The 22,376-nt window shown below is 37.6% G+C and carries 4 protein-coding genes and 1 pseudogene; all 5 read right to left on the minus strand.

Annotation, left to right across the window (positions count from 1 at the left end):
- Positions 1 to 559: 559 nt before the first annotated feature.
- The gene (locus BJB63x_RS04735) at positions 560 to 1,141 is read right to left on the minus strand and encodes an invasion associated locus B family protein (RefSeq protein ID WP_078719214.1); all 582 of its coding nucleotides are present in this window, start codon (positions 1,139 to 1,141) and stop codon (positions 560 to 562) included.
- Positions 1,141 to 5,304, minus strand: a complete 4,164-nt coding sequence (locus BJB63x_RS04740) for a YadA-like family protein (RefSeq protein ID WP_078719215.1) — start codon at positions 5,302 to 5,304, stop codon at positions 1,141 to 1,143. The genes BJB63x_RS04735 and BJB63x_RS04740 overlap by 1 nt, the downstream gene beginning before the upstream one ends.
- Positions 5,305 to 5,800: 496 nt before the next feature.
- Complete coding sequence (locus BJB63x_RS06675) at positions 5,801 to 17,992, minus strand: YadA-like family protein (protein WP_236823848.1); 12,192 nt, start codon at positions 17,990 to 17,992, stop codon at positions 5,801 to 5,803.
- Entirely contained in the window at positions 17,961 to 19,130 is a 1,170-nt protein-coding gene (locus BJB63x_RS04750) for a hypothetical protein (protein ID WP_078719662.1), read from the minus strand. The genes BJB63x_RS06675 and BJB63x_RS04750 overlap by 32 nt, the downstream gene beginning before the upstream one ends.
- A gap of 1,001 nt (positions 19,131 to 20,131) precedes the next feature.
- Positions 20,132 to 22,369, minus strand: a pseudogene (locus BJB63x_RS06805) (Vomp family autotransporter); the annotation flags it as partial.
- Positions 22,370 to 22,376: the final 7 nt, after the last annotated feature.

The raw sequence follows: 22,376 nt of genomic DNA on the forward strand, positions 1-22,376 counted from the left end.
CAGCAATATCAATGAGTAGAGAAATATCGAAACCGTAATTTATTTAACCAAATGTCAAAGAAAACTTTTTGAAAATATCAAGAAGAGCAATTTCCAATGAACAGTTTTCAATACAAAAAAATCAATTTTCATGTGCACAAACTGAAAAATAAAAAAATATATCTCTGCTTTTTAAATTCTTAAATTTTGTATGAAAATTTGAAGTCTCTTAAAAAAGAAAAAATGAAATCTAATAAAAATCATTTTTTCTTAAAAGTTTTTAGCATTAAAAACTAATAACTAATTTGTTGGCAAGATTGATTTCTGTCCTACCAACCTTTTTTCCTATCGTGATACGACCACTGTCATCTTCACTTTTTTCTTGCTGTAGCGGTTACAGAAAACAGCTTTAGTATAATATTCTCCAGCATTTATACTTTATTTCTGCCATTTTAATAAGATTGCTCAAAATTATCTATTAAAGAAGAGAGGTCTCTATTCTTGATCTTACATTATTATTTTACTTAAAAAATAAAAGTTACTACTTATCTGAAACAAACATCTCAACTTATTACATCTCTTATCGTTGTAAAGAAAACAGTGCGTCACTCAACCCATTAAATGGTAAGCTAAAAAAGAATGTTTTTCCTTTTTTAAGATTATAGGAAACACATACATTTTTCTTTTTCTCTATTTGATCACTTAAGACTGGACTCAAAACCGATTGCGCTAAACAGACTACTTGATCACACTGCGTATAACGAACCAAAATAGGTTCTTTAACACCTTCCATAGATATTTTTATAGGAATAGTTGTATCAGCATTTGGCAATGTACGGAAAAGCATAGCTGGTTGACCATTTTTTGTAGAAACAAGAGACCAACTAAAAACCGTATTATCTTCTTCATCATGTACCGTTTGCGTTACATTACATATACCCTGCTTAAGGATTTTGTTTTCATCACAAATCAAAGTCCAATTATAAAACTGCATAATGAGCCGTCGTATTTCTCCAGGTTTTCCAGAAGGTACAGACAGTTGGGGTGGATACAGTGTATACATGTTATTTTTTCCATCAGCAAAACCTTCGCCTTTTCCTAATAAGACAAAGGCGAAAAAACAACTTATTATACATCCCAAAATACTCTGATATCTCATCATTACTTCAATCTCACGCTTATACCTGCACCTATACCCCAATGACCACCAGAAGTTGTTATGGAAACATTGGAACGGATATTTCCATCTTCAGATGTATAACCAGCTCCAAAAGCAATTGCAGATTGACTTCTCCATAAACCGCTACTAAATGCAATGCTTAACGCACCAGGAGCATCTTCGTAACGCAGATTAGACACTGCTAAACCAATAGCTGCTGCTTGCCTTGCTTCTTGTCTTACACCCTCAAGGTTATAACTTAGGGTATCAAACTTCATATCGGTATATTCTTTAGCTTCAGAAATAGCACTTCCTATCTTTTCGTCTGTATATTTTTTTGCATCATCGAGAACAACCTGCATTTTCTCATATAATTGTCCACCATTAATAGCTTCTTTTGAATCTTTTTCAACTTTACCATCACCAACATTATCAATAATAACAGGTGCACTTGCATCACCCCCTACTAAAGTGATTTTATTGGTTTTATTCCCATCTTCATCTTTATCATACTGAACAGCACTCTCTACCATTTGGCCAACTGAATTCTCAAATCCATTGACCTTGTTTTCAAGACTATTAACTTTTTGATTCGTTTCCCAAAGTTGATTTCCAGTAACTACATCGCTAGATCCTTTTTCTACAGCACCATCTGCAACACCAGTAAGTTTACTGTTATTAATTTTACCATCTTCTTCTCGGCTTGCATCATAGACACCTTTATCTTCATTCCAATGTAAACCATTATTTCCTAACTGGCCTTGCATATTATTAAGACGTTTGTCCAGATCTTCCATATTTCTATTAATACCATCAAAAGCACTTGCTACATTATTATACGTCTTATACTGTTGTTCACCGGTCTTGTTATCAGAATTGAATTGAATAATCTGAAACGTTGGAGCAATCCATCCATCAGGGCCATATTTAGCTTTACCTCCAAAATATTCAGCAACTTTAGTATTCGTCTCAAAAAGCTGCTTTCCCGTAATCGCTTCTGTAGATTGCGCTGAAACCATTCCATCCTTCAAACCTGAAAGCTTTCGAGTTTCTTCATCTTTGTTAGCAAGATTGATTTCTGTCCCACCAACCTTCGCTCCTACTGTGATACGACCACTGTCATCTTCACTTTCTTCTTGCTGTACAAGACTACCTTCCTCTACATTCGTAAGCTGCGAATAAATATCTGTAAGAGAATCATTAACTCCAACAAATGCAGACCCTACATCACGATGCAACTCGCCTTGAATCTCATACGTCGGTGCTGTCCATTTACCTTCTGCATAACCTGCTTTACCTCCAAAGTATGAAGCAACCATGCTATTCGTCTCAAAAAGCTGCTTTCCCGTAATCGCTTCTGTAGATTGCGCTGAAACCGTTCCATCTTTCAAACCTGAAAGTGTCCGTCCTTGTCCATCCTTGTTCGAAAAATTAATTTCTGTCCCACCAACCTTCGCTCCTACTGTGATACGACCACTGTCATCTTCACTTTCTTCTTGCTGTACAAGACTACCTCCCTCTACATTCGTAAGCTGCGAATAAATATCTGTAAGAGAATCATTAACTCCAACAAATGCAGATCCTACATCACGATGCGATTTGCCTCGAATATTATACGTCGGTGCTGTCCATTTACCTTCTGCATAACCTGCTTTACCTCCAAAGTATGAAGCAACCATGCTATTCGTCTCAAAAAGCTGCTTTCCCGTAATCGCTTCTGTAGATTGCGCTGAAATCGTTCCATCCTTCAAATTTGTAATTTTTTCATTTCCAGCACTGATTCCAGCGACTGATATAACTGGACCAGTTATGCTACCTTTAGCATTTGTAAATTTTAAGCCGCCTGAATTTAAAGAAACTCCTCCTACTTCGTTCCGATCTCCAGAACCTTTCAGCACTAAACCACTTGAGTTTAAAGTAGCCACTTCGCTTGGTTTGCCAACACCTTTAACTACTAAGCTGTCTTTGTTTAAGGTAGATGCTCCTAATTTTACGCTATCAACAGTAATCTCCTTCGCAAGATCAAATGTTACTTTATTATTGTCCTTTGAAACTAAAAGGTTTTTACCAGATGATGAAAAATCAACAGTGCTCCCTGGAACAACATCTGTTGCAACTGCTCCACCAACAGAAAGCTTCCAACCCCCTGCTTTTTTTTCTATTTCCTTCAACTGTTTAAAATTAACAGCATCACTCTCTGCAGTACCATCTGCCAAGTTTGTGATTTTTTTGTTTCCCGCGGAGATCCCATCACGCCCTATACTTACACCACTTGCAAACGCTAAGCTGTCTTCGTTTAAGGTAGATGCTCCTAATTTTACGCTATCAACAGTAATCTTCTTTGCAAGGTCAAATGTTACTTTATTACTATCCTTTGAAAGTATAAGATTACTACCAGATGATGAAAAATCAATAGCGCTCCCTGGAGCAACATCTGTTGCAACTGCTCCACCAACAGAAAGCTTCCAACCCCCTGCTTTTTTTTCTACTTCCTTCAATTGTTTAAAATTAACGGCATCACTCTCTGCAGTACCATCTGCCAATTTTGTGATTTTTTTGTTTCCCGCGGAGACCCCATCACGCCCTATACTTACACCACTTGAAAACACTAAGCTGTCTTCGTTTAAGGTAGATGCTCCTAATTTTACGCTATCAACAGTAATCTCCTTCGCAAGGTCAAATTTTACTTTATTACTATCCTTTGAAACTATAAGATTACTACCAGATGATGAAAAATCAACAGTGCTCCCTGAAGCAACATCTGATGCAACTGCTCCACCAACAGAAAGCTTCCAACCCCCTGCTTTTTTTTCTACTTCCTTCAATTGTTTAAAATTAACAGCATCACCCTCTGCAGCACCATCTGCCAATCCTGTGATTTTTTTGTTTCCCGCGGAGATCCCATTATGCCCTATACTTACACCACCTGCAAACGCTAAGCTGTCTTTGCTTAAGGTAGATGCTCCTAATTTTACGCTATCAACAGTAATCTCCTTCGCAAGGTCAAATTTTACTTTATTACTATCCTTTGAAACTATAAGATTACTACCAGATGATGAAAAATCAACAATACTCCCTGAATAAACATCTGTTGCAGATGTTCCATTAACAGAAAGCTTCCAACCACCCCCTGCATTGTTTTTCACCCATTCTTGTAAGGATTTTAACTGAGCAACATTCACAGCATCACCAGGTTCACTCCCAGCGGACACCCCGGTAATTTGTCGACCCCCAATATCAAAGCCACCATACTGACTTATCCACGTCGAACCTGAATTTGATTTCCCCAGAGGATCATAGCCCTTTACACCTCCTTCTCTACTAGAAGTGCTATAATAGCCTAAAGCGACACCCCCCAATACGTTAACACGGGTACCCTTACCAATAGCAATCCCTTTGCCTGCGCCTTCGTCGACAAAACTGTCAGCGCCTATAGCAATCGCGTCATCAGCCATTGCTTGTGGACCGGGAGTCCGATGCCAAACAATACCCTGTGGAAAACGAGGATATTTTCCATAAACACCTAGTGCAATACTATTAAGTCCTTCCGCTACTGCACCACCACCTACAACACTCCCCCCATCTACTCGGATACTATTCCCCTCATTTGTCACATGGCCCGATTGTACAACAACATTACCTATTGCAACAGACGAATAGCCTTCCGATACTGGATCCTGACCTATAGCTAGGTATAATCTTTCAGGATCAATAGGATCTACAATAGTCATTCTACCATCAACATGCCAAATCGTAGAATTCTCAGGCTTATAACCAACAACCTTTTTACGCTCAATGAGATTGTCGTAATTCCCTTCAGTGATTATCCTCTCTGAAACTATTTTCTTTGAATCAAAAGAATTAAAAGCAACAATATCTACACCACAGAACCGATTAGTAGAAAAATAAACATTCTCATTACAATCCTTTGAACTTTTATGAAAAACATTTGAAGAAAGTAAATGACCAATCTGTAAATTTTTTGAATCTTGAATCGTTATTTGTTGCTCCGTTGGAACAAAATTTGCTGCAATAACAGGTGAAACACTCGATAAAAGTGATGTCATCGCTGTCCCTAACGAAACAGCTTTTAATAAAGATAACCAAGAAGAACAAGGATAATAACTTAAATCACCTTTCTTTAAGGTAAGAGATGGTTTCTTCATAACAAATTCTCCAAAAAAAAATAAAAATAAATTTTAGACATCAAAAAAACACATTTAGACGCTACTAAGCTCCGGAAACGGATTTGCAATCAGCGTAAAGAGGTTTAAATCAATGAGAAAAGTTGTCTAAAATCTTAATTAAAAGTCATTTTGAAGGGTGGCTTGAAATGTTTATGGTGATTTTATCCGTTTTCACGAGAGGGGTGCTTTATTCTGTATTTGAAATTAAAAAATAAAATGTATGACATCAAAAAAACATAATTTACTTATATAAGTTCTATTGTTGGTTATGGGGTAATTAAATTGTGGTATGTTAAAATAAATTTTTAGTATGAGTTTAAATTAGAAGGAGGTTGGTATTTATTTAATTGAGGTTTTTTTCTTTCTGTTTTTTATGATTATATGTTTGTAGATGCAGTTTAGTGTAAGAATCTTTTTTTATGCTATAAAGTATAAGAAATAGAATCTCAAGTGGATTTTTATTTTTTTTTATTTTTTAGTTGAGCGTGAATTGTATGCCTCCGCCTATACCCCAGTTTCCTCCAGCTGTTGTTATAGATATGTTAGAGCGAATATTGCCATTTTCAGATGTATAACCAGCTCCAAAAGCAAAGGCAGATTGACTTCTCCATAAACCGCTACTAAATGCAATGCTCAATTTTCCAGGAAGTTCATTATAGCGAAGGTTTGAAGCTGCTAAACCAATAGCTGCTGCTTGCCTTGCTTCTTGTCTTACACCCTCAAGGTTATAACTTAGGGTATCAAACTTCATATCGGTATATTCTTTAGCTTCAGAAATAGCACTTCCTATCTTTTCGTCTGTATATTTTTTTGCATCATCGAGAACAACCTGCATTTTCTCATATAATTGTCCACCATTAATAGCTTCTTTTGAATCTTTTTCAACTTTACCATCACCAACATTACCAATAATAACAGGTGCACTTGCATCACCCCCTACTAAAGTGATTTTATTGGTTTTATTCCCATCTTCATCTTTATCATACTGAACAGCACTCTCTGCCATCTGACCAACTGAATTTTCAAATTCATTGACCTTGTTTTCAAGACTATTAACTTTTTGATTCGTTTCCCAAAGTTGATTTCCAGTAACTACATCGCTAGATCCTTTTTCTACAGCACCATCTGCAACACCAGTAAGTTTACTGTTAGTAATTTTACCATCTTCTTCTCGACTCGCATCATAGGCACCTTTATTTTCATTCCATTTTATACTATCCGGCTCTTCCTTCTGTTCAAGATTACCTACACGATTGTTTAGGTTTTTCATACTTTCATTAACACCACCAAAAGCATCAGCTACATTATTATACGTCTTATACTGTTGTTCACCGGTCTTGTTACCAGAATTGAATTGAATAATCTGAAACGTTGGAGCAATCCATCCATCAGGGCCATATTTAGCTTCACCTCCTAAATATTCAGCAACTTTAGTATTCGTCTCATAAAGTTGTCCACCTGTAACCGCTTCTGTAGAAGCCTCTGCTATATCTCCATCAAGGAGAAACTTAAGTTTGCTTCTTTCTTTCTTTTCTCCTTTTTCTCCTTTTTTAACATGAAGCGCAACAAAAGCATCATCACTGTCACTCCACAACAAACTATTTTGTTCAATATTCCCAATACCTTCATTTACGGTGCTTTTAAGCTTTGTAAGATAATCATCAACTCCAACAAATGCAGATCCTACATCACGATGCAACTCGCCTTGAATCTTATACGTCGGTGCTGTTTCAGTTGTAGAATTGGCCCCTCCTCCTAAATATTCAGCAACTTTAGTATTCGTCTCATAAAGCTGCTTTCCTGTAATCGCTTCTGTAGATTGCGCTGAAACCTTTCCATCTTTCAAACCTGAAAGTGTCCGTCCTTGTCCATCCTTGTTCGAAAAATTAACTTCTGTACCAACAACCTTCGCTCCTATCGTGATACGACCATTAACATCTTCTCTCTCACTTGTTTCTTTCTGAATAAGATTATTCTCTACAAATGACTCACTCAATCCTTTTAACGAATCTGCTACGTTATTGTATTTTTTCTCTTCAGTAGAACCATCTTCTCGAAGTAACTTAAGTGCAAATGTCGGAGCTGTCCATTCACCTTCTGCATAACCTGATTCACCCCCTAAATATTCAGCAACTTTAGTATTCGTCTCATAAAGTTGTCCACCTGTAACCGCTTCTGTAGAAGCCTCTGCTATATCTCCATCAAGGAGAAACTTAAGTTTGCTTCTTTCTTTCTTTTCTCCTTTTTCTTCTTTTTTAACATGAAGCGCAACAAAAGCATCATCACTGTCACTCCACAACAAACTATTTTGTTCAATATTCCCAATACCTTCATTTACGGTGCTTTTAAGCTTTGTAAGATAATCATCAACTCCAACAAATGCAGATCCTACATCACGATGCAACTCGCCTTGAATCTCATACGTCGGTGCTGTTTCGGCTAAAAGATCTGCTCCACCTCCTAAATAAGCAGAAGCATTCTTTTCAAGCTTTCCTATATTAAAGGTAGATTGTTTAACTTCAACAGATAAATCATCAACACCCATACTCAAATCAGAAAGTTTCTGATTAGTCTCAGTGAGCTTGTTATTCGTATCGGTAATCTCACTTTCAACTTTAAAAAGCTGCTTTCCTGTAATCGCTTCTGTAGATTGCTCTGAAACCTTTCCATCTTTCAAACCTGAAAGTGTCCGTCCTTGTCCGTCCTTGTTCGAAAGATTAATTTCTGTACCACCAACCTTCGCTCCTATCGTGATACGACCATTAACATCTTCTCTCTCACTTGTTTCTTTCTGAATAAGATTATTCTCTACAAATGACTCACTCAATCCTTTTAACGAATCTGCTACGTTATTGTATTTTTTCTCTTCAGTAGAACCATCTTCTCGAAGTAACTTAAGTGCAAATGTCGGAGCTGTCCATTCACCTTCTGCATAACCTGATTCACCCCCTAAATATTCAGCAACTTTAGTATTCGTCTCATAAAGTTGTCCACCTGTAACCGCTTCTGTAGAAGCCTCTGCTATATCTCCATCAAGGAGAAACTTAAGTTTGCTTCTTTCTTTCTTTTCTCCTTTTTCTTCTTTTTTAACATGAAGCGCAACAAAAGCATCATCACTGTCACTCCACAACAAACTATTTTGTTCAATATTCCCAATACCTTCATTTACGGTGCTTTTAAGCTTTGTAAGATAATCATCAACTCCAACAAATGCAGATCCTACATCACGATGCAACTCGCCTTGAATCTCATACGTCGGTGCTGTTTCAGTTGTAGAATTGGCCCCTCCTCCTAAATATTCAGCAACCATGCTATTCGTCTCAAAAAGCTGCTTTCCTGTAATCGCTTCTGTAGATTGCGCTGAAACCTTTCCATCTTTCAAACCTGAAAGTGTCCGTCCTTGTCCATCCTTGTTCGAAAAATTAACTTCTGTACCAACAACCTTCGCTCCTATCGTGATACGACCATTAACATCTTCTCTCTCACTTGTTTCTTTCTGAATAAGATTATTCTCTACAAATGACTCACTCAATCCTTTTAACGAATCTGCTACGTTATTGTATTTTTTCTCTTCAGTAGAACCATCTTCTCGAAGTAACTTAAGTGCAAATGTCGGAGCTGTCCATTCACCTTCTGCATAACCTGATTCACCCCCTAAATATTCAGCAACTTTAGTATTCGTCTCATAAAGTTGTCCACCTGTAATCCCTTCTGTAGATTGCTCTGAAACCTTTCCATCTTTCAAACCTGAAAGTGTCCGTCCTTGTCCGTCCTTGTTCGAAAAATTAACTTCTGTACCACCAACCTTCGCTCCTATCGTGATACGACCATTAACATCTTCTCTCTCACTTGTTTCTTTCTGAATAAGATTATTCTCTACAAATGACTCACTCAATCCTTTTAACGAATCTGCTACGTTATTGTATTTTTTCTCTTCAGTAGAACCATCTTCTCGAAGTAACTTAAGTGCAAATGTCGGAGCTGTCCATTCACCTTCTGCATAACCTGATTCACCCCCTAAATATTCAGCAACTTTAGTATTCGTCTCATAAAGCTGCTTTCCTGTAATCGCTTCTGTAGATTGCGCTGAAACCTTTCCATCTTTCAAACCTGAAAGTGTCCGTCCTTGTCCGTCCTTGTTCGAAAAATTAACTTCTGTACCAACAACCTTCGCTCCTATCGTGATACGACCATTAACATCTTCTCTCTCACTTGTTTCTTTCTGAATAAGATTATTCTCTACAAATGACTCACTCAATCCTTTTAACGAATCTGCTACGTTATTGTATTTTTTCTCTTCAGTAGAACCATCTTCTCGAAGTAACTTAAGTGCAAATGTCGGAGCTGTCCATTCACCTTCTGCATAACCTGATTCACCCCCTAAATATTCAGCAACTTTAGTATTCGTCTCATAAAGTTGTCCACCTGTAACCGCTTCTGTAGAAGCCTCTGCTATATCTCCATCAAGGAGAAACTTAAGTTTGCTTCTTTCTTTCTTTTCTCCTTTTTCTTCTTTTTTAACATGAAGCGCAACAAAAGCATCATCACTGTCACTCCACAACAAACTATTTTGTTCAATATCCTCAATATTTCCAGTTACAGTACTTTTAAGCTTTGTAAGATAATCATCAACTCCAACAAATGCAGATCCTACATCACGATGCAACTCGCCTTGAATCTCATACGTCGGTGCTGTTTCGGCTAAAAGATCTGCTCCACCTCCTAAATAAGCAGAAGCATTCTTTTCAAGCTTTCCTATATTAAAGGTAGATTGTTTAACTTCAACAGATAAATCATCAACACCCATACTCAAATCAGAAAGTTTCTGATTAGTCTCAGTGAGCTTGTTATTCGTATCGGTAATCTCACTTTCAACTTTAAAAAGCTGCTTTCCTGTAATCGCTTCTGTAGATTGCTCTGAAACCTTTCCATCTTTCAAACCTGAAAGTGTCCGTCCTTGTCCGTCCTTGTTCGAAAGATTAATTTCTGTACCACCAACCTTCGCTCCTATCGTGATACGACCATTAACATCTTCTCTCTCACTTGTTTCTTTCTGAATAAGATTATTCTCTACAAATGACTCACTCAATCCTTTTAACGAATCTGCTACGTTATTGTATTTTTTCTCTTCAGTAGAACCATCTTCTCGAAGTAACTTAAGTGCAAATGTCGGAGCTGTCCATTCACCTTCTGCATAACCTGATTCACCCCCTAAATATTCAGCAACTTTAGTATTCGTCTCAAAAAGCTGCTTTCCTGTAATCGCTTCTGTAGATTGCGCTGAAACCTTTCCATCTTTCAAACCTGAAAGTGTCCGTCCTTGTCCATCCTTGTTCGAAAAATTAACTTCTGTACCAACAACCTTCGCTCCTATCGTGATACGACCATTAACATCTTCTCTCTCACTTGTTTCTTTCTGAATAAGATTATTCTCTACAAATGACTCACTCAATCCTTTTAACGAATCTGCTACGTTATTGTATTTTTTCTCTTCAGTAGAACCATCTTCTCGAAGTAACTTAAGTGCAAATGTCGGAGCTGTCCATTCACCTTCTGCATAACCTGATTCACCCCCTAAATATTCAGCAACTTTAGTATTCGTCTCATAAAGTTGTCCACCTGTAACCGCTTCTGTAGAAGCCTCTGCTATATCTCCATCAAGGAGAAACTTAAGTTTGCTTCTTTCTTTCTTTTCTCCTTTTTCTTCTTTTTTAACATGAAGCGCAACAAAAGCATCATCACTGTCACTCCACAACAAACTATTTTGTTCAATATCCTCAATATTTCCAGTTACAGTACTTTTAAGCTTTGTAAGATAATCATCAACTCCAACAAATGCAGATCCTACATCACGATGCAACTCGCCTTGAATCTCATACGTCGGTGCTGTTTCGGCTAAAAGATCTGCTCCACCTCCTAAATAAGCAGAAGCATTCTTTTCAAGCTTTCCTATATTAAAGGTAGATTGTTTAACTTCAACAGATAAATCATCAACACCCATACTCAAATCAGAAAGTTTCTGATTAGTCTCAGTGAGCTTGTTATTCGTACCGGTAATCTCACTTTCAACTTTAAAAAGCTGCTTTCCTGTAATCGCTTCTGTAGATTGCTCTGAAACCTTTCCATCTTTCAAACCTGAAAGTGTCCGTCCTTGTCCGTCCTTGTTCGAAAAATTAATTTCTGTACCACCAACCTTCGCTCCTATCGTGATACGACCACTGTCATCTTCACTTTCTTCTTGCTGTACAAGACTACCTCCCTCTACATTCGTAAGCTGCGAATAAATATCTGTAAGAGAATCATTAACTCCAACAAATGCAGATCCTACATCACGATGCGATTTGCCTCGAATATTATACGTCGGTGCTGTTTCAGTTGTAGAATTGGCCCCTCCTCCTAAATATTCAGCAACTTTAGTATTCGTCTCATAAAGCTGCTTTCCTGTAATCGCTTCTGTAGATTGCTCTGAAACCTTTCCATCTTTCAAACCTGAAAGTGTCCGTCCTTGTCCATCCTTGTTCGAAAAATTAACTTCTGTACCAACAACCTTCGCTCCTATCGTGATACGACCATTAACATCTTCTCTCTCACTTGTTTCTTTCTGAATAAGATTATTCTCTACAAATGACTCACTCAATCCTTTTAACGAATCTGCTACGTTATTGTATTTTTTCTCTTCAGTAGAACCATCTTCTCGAAGTAACTTAAGTGCAAATGTCGGAGCTGTCCATTCACCTTCTGCATAACCTGATTCACCCCCTAAATATTCAGCAACTTTAGTATTCGTCTCATAAAGTTGTCCACCTGTAACCGCTTCTGTAGAAGCCTCTGCTATATCTCCATCAAGGAGAAACTTAAGTTTGCTTCTTTCTTTCTTTTCTCCTTTTTCTTCTTTTTTAACATGAAGCGCAACAAAAGCATCATCACTGTCACTCCACAACAAACTATTTTGTTCAATATTCCCAATACCTTCATTTACGGTGCTTTTAAGCTTTGTAAGATAATCATCAACTCCAACAAATGCAGATCCTACATCACGATGCAACTCGCCTTGAATCTCATACGTCGGTGCTGTTTCGGCTAAAAGATCTGCTCCACCTCCTAAATAAGCAGAAGCATTCTTTTCAAGCTTTCCTATATTAAAGGTAGATTGTTTAACTTCAACAGATAAATCATCAACACCCATACTCAAATCAGAAAGTTTCTGATTAGTCTCAGTGAGCTTGTTATTCGTATCGGTAATCTCACTTTCAACTTTAAAAAGCTGCTTTCCTGTAATCGCTTCTGTAGATTGCTCTGAAACCTTTCCATCTTTCAAACCTGAAAGTGTCCGTCCTTGTCCGTCCTTGTTCGAAAGATTAATTTCTGTACCACCAACCTTCGCTCCTATCGTGATACGACCATTAACATCTTCTCTCTCACTTGTTTCTTTCTGAATAAGATTATTCTCTACAAATGACTCACTCAATCCTTTTAACGAATCTGCTACGTTATTGTATTTTTTCTCTTCAGTAGAACCATCTTCTCGAAGTAACTTAAGTGCAAATGTCGGAGCTGTCCATTCACCTTCTGCATAACCTGATTCACCCCCTAAATATTCAGCAACTTTAGTATTCGTCTCATAAAGTTGTCCACCTGTAATCGCTTCTGTAGATTGTGCTGAAACCTTTCCATCTTTCAAACCTGAAAGTGTCCGTCCTTGTCCGTCCTTGTTCGAAAAATTAACTTCTGTACCACCAACCTTCGCTCCTATCGTGATACGACCACTGTCATCTTCACTTTCTTCTTGCTGTACAAGACTACCTCCCTCTACATTCGTAAGCTGCGAATAAATATCTGTAAGAGAATCATTAACTCCAACAAATGCAGATCCTACATCACGATGCGATTTGCCTCGAATATTATACGTCGGTGCTGTTTCAGTTGTAGAATTGGCCCCTCCTCCTAAATATTCAGCAACTTTAGTATTCGTCTCATAAAGCTGCTTTCCTGTAATCGCTTCTGTAGATTGCGCTGAAACCTTTCCATCTTTCAAACCTGAAAGTGTCCGTCCTTGTCCGTCCTTGTTCGAAAAATTAACTTCTGTACCAACAACCTTCGCTCCTATCGTGATACGACCATTAACATCTTCTCTCTCACTTGTTTCTTTCTGAATAAGATTATTCTCTACAAATGACTCACTCAATCCTTTTAACGAATCTGCTACGTTATTGTATTTTTTCTCTTCAGTAGAACCATCTTCTCGAAGTAACTTAAGTGCAAATGTCGGAGCTGTCCATTCACCTTCTGCATAACCTGATTCACCCCCTAAATATTCAGCAACTTTAGTATTCGTCTCATAAAGTTGTCCACCTGTAACCGCTTCTGTAGAAGCCTCTGCTATATCTCCATCAAGGAGAAACTTAAGTTTGCTTCTTTCTTTCTTTTCTCCTTTTTCTTCTTTTTTAACATGAAGCGCAACAAAAGCATCATCACTGTCACTCCACAACAAACTATTTTGTTCAATATCCTCAATATTTCCAGTTACAGTACTTTTAAGCTTTGTAAGATAATCATCAACTCCAACAAATGCAGATCCTACATCACGATGCAACTCGCCTTGAATCTCATACGTCGGTGCTGTTTCGGCTAAAAGATCTGCTCCACCTCCTAAATAAGCAGAAGCATTCTTTTCAAGCTTTCCTATATTAAAGGTAGATTGTTTAACTTCAACAGATAAATCATCAACACCCATACTCAAATCAGAAAGTTTCTGATTAGTCTCAGTGAGCTTGTTATTCGTACCAGTAATCTCACTTTCAACTTTAAAAAGCTGCTTTCCTGTAATCGCTTCTGTAGATTGCTCTGAAACCTTTCCATCTTTCAAACCTGAAAGTGTCCGTCCTTGTCCGTCCTTGTTCGAAAGATTAATTTCTGTACCACCAACCTTCGCTCCTACCGTGATACGACCACTGTCATCTTCACTTTCTTCTTGCTGTACAAGACTACCTCCCTCTACATTCGTAAGCTGCGAATAAATATCTGTAAGAGAATCATTAACTCCAACAAATGCAGATCCTACATCACGATGCGATTTGCCTCGAATATTATACGTCGGTGCTGTTTCAGTTGTAGAATTGGCCCCTCCTCCTAAATATTCAGCAACCATGCTATTCGTCTTTAAAAGCTGCTTTCCCGTAATCGCTTCTGTAGATTGCGCTGAAACCTTTCCATCTTTCAAACCTGAAAGTGTCCGTCCTTGTCCATCCTTGTTCGAAAAATTAACTTCTGTACCAACAACCTTCGCTCCTATCGTGATACGACCATTAACATCTTCTCTCTCACTTGTTTCTTTCTGAATAAGATTATTCTCTACAAATGACTCACTCAATCCTTTTAACGAATCTGCTACGTTATTGTATTTTTTCTCTTCAGTAGAACCATCTTCTCGAAGTAACTTAAGTGCAAATGTCGGAGCTGTCCATTCACCTTCTGCATAACCTGATTCACCCCCTAAATATTCAGCAACTTTAGTATTCGTCTCATAAAGTTGTCCACCTGTAACCGCTTCTGTAGAAGCCTCTGCTATATCTCCATCAAGGAGAAACTTAAGTTTGCTTCTTTCTTTCTTTTCTCCTTTTTCTTCTTTTTTAACATGAAGCGCAACAAAAGCATCATCACTGTCACTCCACAACAAACTATTTTGTTCAATATCCTCAATATTTCCAGTTACAGTACTTTTAAGCTTTGTAAGATAATCATCAACTCCAACAAATGCAGATCCTACATCACGATGCAACTCGCCTTGAATCTCATACGTCGGTGCTGTTTCGGCTAAAAGATCTGCTCCACCTCCTAAATAAGCAGAAGCATTCTTTTCAAGCTTTCCTATATTAAAGGTAGATTGTTTAACTTCAACAGATAAATCATCAACACCCATACTCAAATCAGAAAGTTTCTGATTAGTCTCAGTGAGCTTGTTATTCGTACCGGTAATCTCACTTTCAACTTTAAAAAGCTGCTTTCCTGTAATCGCTTCTGTAGATTGCTCTGAAACCTTTCCATCTTTCAAACCTGAAAGTGTCCGTCCTTGTCCGTCCTTGTTCGAAAGATTAATTTCTGTACCACCAACCTTCGCTCCTACCGTGATACGACCACTGTCATCTTCACTTTCTTCTTGCTGTACAAGACTACCTCCCTCTACATTCGTAAGCTGCGAATAAATATCTGTAAGAGAATCATTAACTCCAACAAATGCAGATCCTACATCACGATGCGATTTGCCTCGAATATTATACGTCGGTGCTGTTTCAGTTGTAGAATTGGCCCCTCCTCCTAAATATTCAGCAACCATGCTATTCGTCTTTAAAAGCTGCTTTCCCGTAATCGCTTCTGTAGATTGCGCTGAAATCGTTCCATCCTTCAAATTTGTAATTTTTTCATTTCCAGCACTGATTCCAGCGACTGATATAACTGGACCAGTTATGCTACCTTTAGCATCTGTAAATTTTAAGCCGCCCGAATTTAAAGAAACTCCTCCTACTTCGTTCCGATCTCCAGAACCTTTCAGCACTAAACCACTTGAGTTTAAGGTAGATGCTCCTAATTTTACGCTATCAACAGTAATCTCCTTCGCAAGGTCAAATTTTACTTTATCACCGTCCTTTGAAACTAAAAGGTTTTTACCAGATGATGAAAAATCAACAGTGCTCCCTGGAGCAACATCTGTTGCAACTGCTCCACCAACAGAAAGCTTCCAACCCCCTGCTTTTTTTTCTATTTCCTTCAACTGTTTAAAATTAACAGCATCACTCTCTGCAGTACCATCTGCCAAGTTTGTGATTTTTTTGTTTCCCGCGGAGATCCCATCACGCCCTATACTTACACCACTTGCAAACGCTAAGCTGTCTTCGTTTAAGGTAGATGCTCCTAATTTTACGCTATCAACAGTAATATCACTTGCAAGGTCAAATTTTACTTTATCACTATCCTTTGAAAGTATAAGATTACTACCAGATGATGAAAAATCAATAGCGCTCCCTGGAGCAACATCTGTTGCAACTGCTCCACCAACAGAAAGCTTCCAACCCCCTGCTTTTTTTTCTATTTCCTTCAACTGTTTAAAATTAACAGCATCACTCTCTGCAGTACCATCTGCCAAGTTTGTGATTTTTTTGTTTCCCGCGGAGATCCCATCACGCCCTATACTTACACCACTTGCAAACGCTAAGCTGTCTTCGTTTAAGGTAGATGCTCCTAATTTTACGCTATCAACAGTAATATCATCTGCAAGGTCAAATTTTACTTTTTTACTATCCTTTGAAACTATAAGATTACTACCAGATGATGAAAAATCAACAGTGCTCCCTGGAGCAACATCTGTTGCAACTGCTCCACCAACAGAAAGCTTCCAACCTCCTGTCTTACCTTCTGCCAATTCTTTTACTTCCTTCAACTGTTTAAAATTAACAGCATCACTCTCTGCAGCACCATCTGCCAATCCTGTGATTTTTTTGTTTCCCGCGGAGATCCCATTATGCCCTATACTTACACCACCTACAAACACTAAGCTGTCTTTGTTTAAGGTAGATGCTCCTAATTTTACGCTATCAACAGTAATATCATTTGCAAGGCTAAATATTACTTTATTAGAATTACCTCTATCCTTTGAAACTACAAGGTTTTTATCAGATGATGAAAAATCAACAATACTCCCTGAAGCAACATCTGATGCAACTGTTCCATTAACAGAAAGCTTCCAACCCCCTGCTTTTTTTTCTATTTCCTTCAACTGTTTAAAATTAACAGCATCACTCTCTGCAGCACCATCTGCCAATCCTGTGATTTTTTTGTTTCCCGCGGAGATCCCATTATGCCCTATACTTACACCACCTGCAAACGCTAAGCTGTCTTTGCTTAAGGTAGATGCTCCTCCTAATTTTACGCTATCAACAGTAATCTCCTTCGCAAGGCTAAATATTACTTTATTAGAATTACCTCTATCCTTTGAAACTACAAGGTTTTTATCAGATGATGAAAAATCAACAGTGCTCCCTGAAGCAACATCTGTTGCAGCTGCTCCACCAACAGAAAGCTTCCAACCTCCTGTCTTACCTTCTGCCAATTCTTTTACTTCCTTCAACTGTTTAAAATTAACAGCATCACTCTCTGCAGCACCATCTGCCAATCCTGTGATTTTTTTGTTTCCCGCGGAGATCCCATTATGCCCTATACTTACACCACCTGCAAACACTAAGCTGTCTTTGTTTAAGGTAGATGCTCCTAATTTTACGCTATCAACAGTAATCTCCTTCGCAAGGTCAAATTTTACTTTATCACCGTCCTTTGAAACTATAAGATTACTACCAGATGATGAAAAATCAACAATACTCCCTGAAGCAACATCTGTTGCAGATGTCCCATTAACAGAAAGCTTCCAACCCCCTGCTTTTTCTGCTAATTCTTTTACTTCCTTCAACTGTTTAAAATTAACAGCATCACTCTCTGCAGCACCATCTGCCAAGTTTATGATTCTTCTGTTTCCCGCGGAGATCCCATTATGCCCTATACTTACACTACTTGCAAACACTAAGCTGTTTTCGCTTAAGGTAGATGCTCCTAATTTTACGCTATCAACAGTAATCTCCTTCGCAAGGTCAAATACTACTTCTATTACCGCCTCTATCACTGAACACTGAAACTATAAGATTATTATTAAGAGATGGTGAAAAATCAACAACACTCCCTGAATAAACATCTGATGCAAGGTGTCCATTAACAGAAAGCTTCCAACCCCCTGCATTGTTTTTCACCCATTCTTGTAAAGATTTTAACTGAGCAACATTCACAGCATCACTAAGTTCACTCCCAGCGGACACCCCGGTAATTTGTCGATTCCCAACTTCAAAGCCACCATTCAGACCTACCCACACCACACCTAAATTTTGTTTCCCCAGAGGATCATAGCCCTTTACACCTCTGGGTCTATTAGAGATGCTAAACGTTCCTACAGCGACACCCCCCAATACGTTAACACGGGCTCTCGCACCAATAGCAACCCCTTCGTCTACGCCTTCGCCGACATGAGCTGAAGCGCCTATAGCAATCGCGTCTGTAGATAATGCTTGTGGACCGGACAAGCGCTTCATACCACCAATATTATTAGGATATCTTCCATAAACACCTAGTGCAATACTATTAAGTCCTTTTGCTTCTGCACCATCACCTACAACACTCCCCCCATCTACTCGGATACTATTCCCCTCATTTGTCACATGGCCCGATTGTACAACAACATTACCTATTGCAACAGACGAATAGCCTTCCGATACTGGATCCTGACCTATAGCTAGGTATAATCTTCTAGAATCAATAGGATCTACAATAGTCATTCTACCATCAACATGCCAAATCGTAGAATTCTCAGGCTTATAACCAACAACCTTTTTACGCTCAATGAGATTGTCGTAATTCCCTTCAGTGATTATCCTCTCTGAAACTATTTTCTTTGAATCAAAAGAATTAAAAGCAACAATATCTACACCACAGAACCGATTAGTAGAAAAATAAACATTCTCATTACAATCCTTTGAACTTTTATGAAAAACATTTGAAGAAAGTAAATGACCAATCTGTAAATTTTTTGAATCTTGAATCGTTATTTGTTGCTCCGTTGGAACAAAATTTGCTGCAATAACAGGTGAAACACTCGATAAAAGTGATGTCATCGCTGTCCCTAACGAAACAGCTTTTAATAAAGGTGAACGAAAAGAAAAAGAACAATCTTTTAAATTATTGACCTTTTGTGCAGAACATACTTTTTTCATGAAGAAATTCCTCAATAAAAATTAAAAATAAATTTTAGACATCAAAAAAACACATTTAGACATTACTAGGTATCCTGAAGTCAGATTTGTAATCCTTGTAGGTGATAACTACAATGAAGATGGTGTTGTGTTTGGTAAATTATGTAAGAGATGACATTAAAAAGACATATTTACCTTATATTTAGAGTTTGCAGATTAGAGTGGTTTATTTATTAAAAGTGAGTCCTTTGGTTTTTTGTTTGTGTTTAAGGGTTATTGTGGAGTGCTAAAGAGTGTTATCTAAGTTTGTTCCTTAATAGCTGTTGATGTTTTCTTTAAAGTGAAATACATAATGAGGTTTTTATTAATATTTTTATGTATGCTCCCTCTTCTTGCATAAAGCACAATGAGTGGGATTTCAAGGTATTTTTTGTTTTGGGTGGGTTTTGTGTTCATAGCCCTAGGGAAATTTGATATTTAAGAGAGTTTCATAGGGTGAATCTTGTAAAGTGGTGATTCGTAATTAGCGATTTAAAAGGTTGTGATTCTGTTATTGTGATTCGTTAAGGTGTGGTTATATCAGTTTTCTCAGTGTTTTTATTTTTATAGAATTCTTTGCTATTGTTCTTAACTCTGTCTTTAAGAAGATGAGTTTTTTAATTTTTCTTTCAAAGTTGTTGTTTAATAACAGCTCTGTTAGAATTTAGATTTATTTTATCACTTGCAACAATAACTATTGTTGTGTTTTTAAAGAAAATGATTTATAGAACAGAAAAAATCGAAATAAACTATATAATCTAATAACAGAGGTTATGTAGTGTAAAGTGTGTATTTTATTAATAATAACTACAAAAATTGCTTTATTAATTTACATAAACTTATATTCATCAAAAAATTGCATCTTTTTCTCATTTTTTAGAAAAAGATGCAACGGAAATTTAATAAAATTATCTATTTTTGTATTAAATATTAATGCATTTTTATTAATAGCAATACATAGCAATCACAGCTAAATCTCTATATCAGCGCACTGGTAGAGTGAAGGTTAATCCTGCACCAATACCCCAATGACCTCCAGCACCTGTCACAGAAACATTGGAGCGAACATTTCCATTAATAGAGGTATAACCGGCACCAACAGCAAGAGCAGATTGGCTGCGCCATAAACCACCTCCAAATGCAACACTTAACGCACCAGGAGTGTCATTATACCGCAAATTAGAAACTGCTAAACCAATCGCTGCAGCTTGTCTCGCTTCTTTACGTGTTTCTTCAATGCCATAATTTAAAAGATCAAATCTCATATTCGTGTAGTCTTTTGCCTTATCTACAGCGTCATCAATAGCATCTACAACAATATTCTTGACCTTTTCATCTGTATATTTTTTCGCATCGTCAAGAACAACCTCCATCTGTTGCTTGGTGTAATCATGCAGCTGACCACCATTTACTGCTTCTTTCGAGCCTTTTTCGATCTTGCCATCCGCAACATTATCAATAACAACAGGCTTCCCGGCATCACCTCCTGCTAAAGTGATTTTATTGGTTTTCTTTCCCTTTTCATCTTTGTCATACTGAACAGCGCCCTCAACCACACCGTTAATTGTGTTTGAGATGTTTTCTACTTTATTTTCAACATTGGTCACACGTTGGTTGGTATCCCAAAGTTGCCCACCATTTACTGCATCTTTCGCGTCTTTTTCAACTTTACCATCCGCAACATTGGTAATCTTACCATCTTCCCCGTATCGACTTGCATCATAGGCACCTTTTTCTTCATTCCATTTTAAAGCATCTGGATCAAAACCACCTTGTCCACCCTGTCCACCTTGATTTTCAATCTTTTTAATCCGATCATTTAAAGCAGACATCCCACCATTTACACCAGCAAAAGCATCAGTAACATTATTATAACCCTTTTGGGAAACTAAACCATTAGGACCAAATTGATAAACTGTAAAAGTAGGATCTTTCCACTGGCCATTCTTATATTCAGCACTCCCCCCAAAATAAGAAGCAAGCTTACTATTTGTCTCGAAAAGTTGATTCCCTGTAATGGCATCTGTCGAATTAACAGCAATTTCTCCATCTAAAAGAAATGTCAGTCTGCTATTTTCTTTTACTTGTCCCTTAGAGCCATGAAGCGCAACAAAGGCTTTTTCTTGATCGCTCCACAACAAAGCATCACTAGAAAAATTGGTAATTTTCTCATTAAAATCATCAACCACATACTCGATGTGTTTATTTATATTCCTGATATTCATATCAAGCCCTACAAAAGCTGAACCAACATCATTATAGATCTTTCTTTGCACCTCTCCTTCTGTTGTCACATCGGATAAAGTATAAGTTGGACGTGTAAAAGCACCATTGCCGAATCTTGTGCCACCACCAAAAATGTTCGCAATCTCGTTAGAGAACTTATTAATCTGCTTTCCATTAACAGCATCACTCGATTCACTAGAAATTTTACCATCTTTAACATTATGAAGAGCAACCGGTTTACTATTCCCACCCAAAGTGATATTTTCATAATCAACGCTGCCATCTGACTTCTTATCATAAAGAACCACAGCACCACTTAAAAATTCGAAATCTTGAGTAATATCCTTCAAACTTTGATCCAATTGAGCTTTGTTAACGGCTTCATTGTCTCTTACCGCATCTTTCACACCCGAAAGTGTTCGATCTTTCCCTTGTCCTTCTGAAATATCAATTTTAGTACCACCCATTCCTTTACCAATAGTAATAAGCTGCGTATTTATGTCTTGCTGAACAAGATTATTCTTTGTAATTTCAGATATTTGATTATTAATTTGTGTAATAGAACCATCAACACCAACAAAAGCAGAACCAACATCGTTATATTTAACACCTTTGATTACATAAGTCGGTGCTTTACCGCTCATAACATCTGTATCACCACCAAAATACTTGGATACATTTTTCGCAATAGTTGTTACGTTTCCACTTACCTTATCAACATTATCATTCAGCTCCTGAACATTTTGATTCGTCGTCCAAAGCTGTGAACCATTCACGGCATCCTTTGATTTGTTAGAGAGCGTTCCATCTGCAACACCAGAAATCCTCCGCTCTTTACCCGCACTATTTTTAATATTAATTTCATTACCACCCGTTTTCTTACCAATAGTAATAAGGCCCATATTTCCATTTTGCTGGACAAGATTATTTTCCTTTAAATCCGATATTGTTTCGTTAATCTCCGTAAAAGCAACATCAACACCTTCAAATGCCGAACCAACA

This window comes from Bartonella sp. JB63 (genome assembly GCF_002022665.1).
Taxonomy (GTDB): Bacteria; Pseudomonadota; Alphaproteobacteria; order Rhizobiales; family Rhizobiaceae; genus Bartonella.